This is a genomic window from Phenylobacterium sp. (genome assembly GCF_030651755.1).
Taxonomy (GTDB): domain Bacteria; phylum Pseudomonadota; class Alphaproteobacteria; order Caulobacterales; family Caulobacteraceae; genus Phenylobacterium.
This window is the reverse complement of sequence record NZ_JAUSBZ010000003.1, coordinates 1-4,747: the sequence shown is the minus strand read 5'-3', so window position 1 is coordinate 4,747 and position 4,747 is coordinate 1. Positions and strand designations below refer to the sequence as shown.

Annotated in this window: 4 protein-coding genes; 1 reads left to right on the top strand and 3 read right to left on the bottom strand. The window is 67.2% G+C overall.

The features are described 5' to 3' along the window. The first annotated feature begins 223 nt into the window (after positions 1-223). Positions 224-742 (top strand): DUF1993 family protein, encoded by a 519-nt coding sequence (locus Q7V15_RS00155; RefSeq protein ID WP_304752673.1) that lies wholly within the window; start codon positions 224-226, stop codon positions 740-742. A 21-nt stretch (positions 743-763) separates the two neighbouring features. On the opposite strand, the gene Q7V15_RS00150 is transcribed toward Q7V15_RS00155, so the two are convergent. The 3 genes from Q7V15_RS00150 to Q7V15_RS00140 all read right to left on the bottom strand — a co-directional run. Next, positions 764-1,447, bottom strand: coding sequence for a Fe2+-dependent dioxygenase (locus Q7V15_RS00150; protein ID WP_304752670.1), 684 nt, complete (start codon positions 1,445-1,447; stop codon positions 764-766). Between the two features lie 88 nt (positions 1,448-1,535). Further along, the gene (locus Q7V15_RS00145; RefSeq protein WP_304752668.1) at positions 1,536-3,773 is read right to left on the bottom strand and encodes a TonB-dependent siderophore receptor; all 2,238 of its coding nucleotides are present in this window, start codon (positions 3,771-3,773) and stop codon (positions 1,536-1,538) included. A gap of 169 nt (positions 3,774-3,942) precedes the next feature. Further along, the coding region (locus tag Q7V15_RS00140) for an FAD-dependent oxidoreductase (RefSeq protein ID WP_304752665.1) at positions 3,943-4,747 on the bottom strand (805 nt) is incomplete at its 5' end.

Genomic DNA, 4,747 nt, shown 5'->3' with positions numbered 1-4,747 from the left:
CGGTAGGCGCGCAACTGTTCGATCACCACGCGATTGGGCCGGCGCTCGCCATAGGCCAGGCCGGGCTCGTCGAGGGTCAGGGTCCCGTCGAGGTCGAAGACGAGGCGCTTCATGGCCGCGGGCTCCCGCAGATGATCTAAGGTGGAGCTTAGGTCGATTCTGCCATGGCGCGGCGGCGACCGGCTCCCCATGTCCGCTCAAGCCTGACCCCTAGGAGACGCCTTTGGCCCTGACCCTCTATGACGCCGCGATCCCGACCTATGTGCAGATGCTGCGCAACCTGGCCGCCCTGCTCGACAAGGCCGAGGCCCACGCCAAGGCCAAGGGCCAGCCCCTCTCTGACCTGCTTGAGGCGCGCCTTGCGCCGGACATGCATTCCCTGATCGGCCAGATCCAGCTGGCCACCGATGCAGCCAAAGGCGGCGCCGCCCGCCTGGCCGGCGTCACCCCGCCAGTCATGCCCGACACCGAGACCACCTATGAGGACCTGAAGGCCCGCGTCGCCAAGACCCTGGCCTTTGTGGAGACCATCACGCCAGACCAGGTCAGCGACGACCTGGAGCGGATCATCGAGCTGCCCCTGCCCAAGGGCGCCATGACCTTTACGGCCAAGGACTTCGTCCTGACCTTTTCGATCCCCAACTTCCTGTTCCACGTCTCGATGGCCTACGCCCTGCTCCGTCACACGGGCGCGCCGATCGGCAAGCTGGACTATCTGGCCGGCGGCCGGGCCTCAGCCTGACCTGAGGGGCCGGTGGGACGGCTAAAGGTCGCCCCACATCCGCAGCAGGTTGTGATAGGCGCCGGTCAGGGAGACCAGTTCCGGCGCTCCGGCCCCCACCTTTCCCGCCAATTGCTGGATGGCGATGTCCATCTGGAACAGCAGGCTGCGCTGGGCGTCCTCGCGGATCATGCTCTGGATCCAGAAGAAGCTGGAGATCCGGGCCCCGCGGGTCACGGCGCGAACCTGGTGCAGGCTTGAGGCCGGATAGAGGATCATGTCCCCAGCCGGCAGCTTCACCTCATGGACGCCATAGGTGTCCTCCACCAGCAGTTCGCCGCCGTCATAGTCTTCGGGCTCGGTGAGGAAGAGGGTGGCCGACAGGTCGCTGCGGATGCGCACCCGGCCATCGGGGCTCTGGCGCACGGCGTTGTCCACATGCAGGCCGAAGGTCTGGCCGCCGCCATAGCGGTTGAACAGGGGCGGAAAGACCGTCTGCGGCAGGGCGGCGGTGACGAACAGGGGATTGCGCGACAGGGCGTCGAGGATGCGCTCCCCGGCCTCCCGCGCCTCCGGCGAGGCCTCGGGCAGCTGTTCATTGCGCTTGGCGAGCGCCGACTGGGCGCCGGAGGTGACATTGCCGTCCACCCAGGCGCCGGCGTCGATGAGGCCGCGAAGGTCGGCGACCTGCGCCTTGGTCAGCACCTCGGGAATGTGCAGCATCATCGGGAGGGTCTCGTCTGCGTGCGCCGAAGCTGAGGAGGCTCCGCAGGCGAACCTGCGGAGCCTCAGTTGAACGCGGTTCTGCGTGGGGTCAGAACTTGGCGTTCAGGGTCAGCATAGCCTGTCGCGCCGGGCCATAGTCGGCATGGTGAACCCCGTTGGTGCGGGCGATATAGTCTTCGTCCGTGACGTTCTGGACGTTGAGCTGAAGGTTCAGGCGGTCGTTGATCCGGTAGCTGGCGAAGGCGTCAAACCGCCAGTATTCCGGGGCGTAGACCCCATTGGCCCCGCCGCCGGCCCCGCCCTGGTTGCCCCCGAAGCTGTCGGAGACATAGTAGGCGCCGCCCCCGAGGCTGAGCGCCGGGGTCAGCTGGTAGGTGGAGAACAGGCTGAAGCTGTGTTTTGGGGTGTTGGCCAGGGGATCGCCGACATTGACGTTGTTGTAGGCGCCCCGGACCAGTTCGCTCTCCATATAGGTATAGCCGCCGAAGACTGACCAGGCTGGTGTGATCAGACCGGTCACGGCGAGCTCCAGGCCGCGCACCTCGGTCTCGCCGGCCTGGGCGTAGACGCCCGGCTCGATCTGGATCTGGGCGTTCTCGCGGTTGACCTGGAAGATGGCCGCCGAGGTGGTCAGGCGCTCGCCGAAGAAGGCCCATTTCACGCCGGCCTCCACCGAGGTGGTCTCCTCCGGGTCGAGTAGCTGATTGGCGAGATTGCCCGATCCCACCCCGCCAGCCGTATTCTGGTCGCCGCCGGATATGGTCGGCGGGGTCGAGGCCGTGCCGTAGGAGACATAGATGCTGCCATGGGCGGTGGGCTTGTAGACGAGGCCCGCCTGATAGTTGGTGAAGCTCCAGTCGCCCTCGCTGGCGGTGACGGCGGTGGCCGACACGTTGCGGCCCGTCACCGAATATTCGTCGTGGCGAAGGCCAAGATTCAGCAGCCAACGCTCGCCGAAGGACAGGGTGTCGAAGACATAGATCCCGGCGGTCTTGGACACGGTGGACGAGACGGGGCCGCGAACGATCGTTCCTGTCCAGGGATCGGCCGGATTGGGCGCATAGACCAGGGTGCAGTCGCCGGTCCCGGCGCCGGTGAAGCCCGTCGGGCAGGCCGAGCCGGCCGTGGTGGTGACGGTGTAGGCGGCGTTCTGGTTCCTCTCCCGGGAGAGCTCCAGCCCCACGTCATAGCTGTGGGTGACGGCGCCGGTGGTGAAGCGGCCATAGATGTCGGCCACCGCCGCCGTCGTCGTGGCCGGGTTCCAGCGGGACTTGAGGCCGCGCTTCATCCACCACTGTCCGTTCACGAACTGGGCGTTTCCGCCGTCGCCAGGATTGGTGACCACATAGTCGTTGACGGTCTTGGCGTAGCGGACGACGCCCCGGAAGGTCATGGCCTCATTGATGTCGTGCTCGCCGACCAGGGTGGCGATGTCAGCCGTGGTCTCCTGGTAGTCCCGCGCGGTAAGGCCGTAGAAGGCCTCCCGCGGCACGTCGAGAATGCCGGTTTCGGTGGGCGTGACCCCCGGCAGTTTGCGCGAAAGCGGCACGCCATAGTCGGGCATGTCGTTGCGGGTCAGGTGATAGTAGCTCAACGTCAGGCGACTGTCGGTCCCCAGCCCCATGGCGGCGGCCACCGCCGCCCCCCAGGTGTCGAAATCCACCGCATCACGCTTGGGGACATCGCCCTGGGCGCCCATCAGGTTCACCCGCACGGCGCTGGTGTCCCCCAGGACGTAATTGGCGTCCGCCGCGGCGCGCACATAGGAGTCGGTCCCGACCCGCAGGCTGGCGCTGGTCTCCTCGACGAGCTTGGGCTGCTTGCTGGTCAGGTTGATGCTGCCGCCGCCGGAGCCTCGGCCATTATAGGCGGAGTCCGGCCCCTTCACGACCTCGACCTGCTCCAGGTTGAAGATGTCCCGCACCTGGCCGCCGCTGTCGCGGACGCCGTCGACGAAGACATTGTTGCCCGAGGCCTGGCCCCGGATGAAGGGACGGTCGGCCAGCGGCTGGCCGCCCTCTCCGGCGCCGAAGGTGATACCCGGCGAGGTGCGTAGAATCTCCTGGAGCGACGTGGCGGCGATCTGCTCGATCACCACCTGCGGGATCACGGTCACGCTGCGGGGCGTGTCGAGGAGGTCGGCGGTGAACTTGGGCGAGGCCGGCTCGGCCGCCCTGTGGCCCTCGACGCGGACGCCGGCCACCTCGTGGGGCGCGTCCTCAGCGTGGACCTGCGGCGCCAGGGCCAGTCCGGCCAGGCCGGCGACCGCCGCCGGCGTCAAGGCGCGGCGGGCATAGGCGCGAACGCCCGAAATTGGCTTCGTCATGTGCGGGAAATCCCATGGCTCAAATAAGATTGCGAAGCGTTCTTATTTCTCGCCCGGGAAAACGACAATGCGAATCTTTCGCAATTTCGCCTTTATGTTGAGACCCGCGTTATTTCCCCTTCGGGGGCGCCGGCGGCCGGCTGGGAGCCGGCCGCCGAACGCGACTGATCTAGCGAGGCAGCTTGCTCGCGCCCATCAGATAGGCGTCGACCGCCTGGGCGGCCTGACGGCCTTCACGGATCGCCCAGACCACCAGGGACTGGCCCCGGCGCATGTCGCCGCAGGAGAAGATGCGCGGCTCAGAGGTGCGATAGTCGTCCACTGAGGCCTTCACATTGCCCCGGGGGTCGAGGTCGACCTTGGCCTGCTCCACGAAGCCCTCGTGGCGGGGGCTGACAAATCCCATGGCCAGCAGAACGAGGTCAGCCTTGAGCTGGAAGGTGCTGCCCTCGATCTCTTTCATGACCATGCGGCCGTCGTCACCCTTGACCCACTCCAGGCGGGCGCACTCCAGGGCCTCGATCTTGCCGTCCTTGCCGATGGCCCGCTTGGTGGCGACGGCGAAGTCGCGCTCGCAGCCCTCTTCGTGGCTCGACGAGGTGCGCAGCTTCAGCGGCCAGTCGGGCCAGGTCATCAGCTTGTTCTCGCGGACCGGCGGCTGGGGCATGATCTCCAGCTGGGTCACCGAGGCCGCGCCATGGCGGTTCGATGTGCCGATGCAGTCCGAGCCGGTGTCCCCGCCCCCGATCACCACCACATGCTTGCCCTTGGCCGACAGGGTCCCGCCCGGGGCGGCGACCTCTTCGGAATCTCCGGCCACCCGGCGGTTCTGCTGCGTCAGGAAGTCCATGGCGAAATGGATGCCTTCCAGGTCGCGGTTCTCGATTTCCAGGTCGCGGGGCTTTTCAGCGCCGCCGGCCATGACCAGCACGTCGTAATCATCCAGCAGGCGCTGGACCGAGACGTTGACGCCG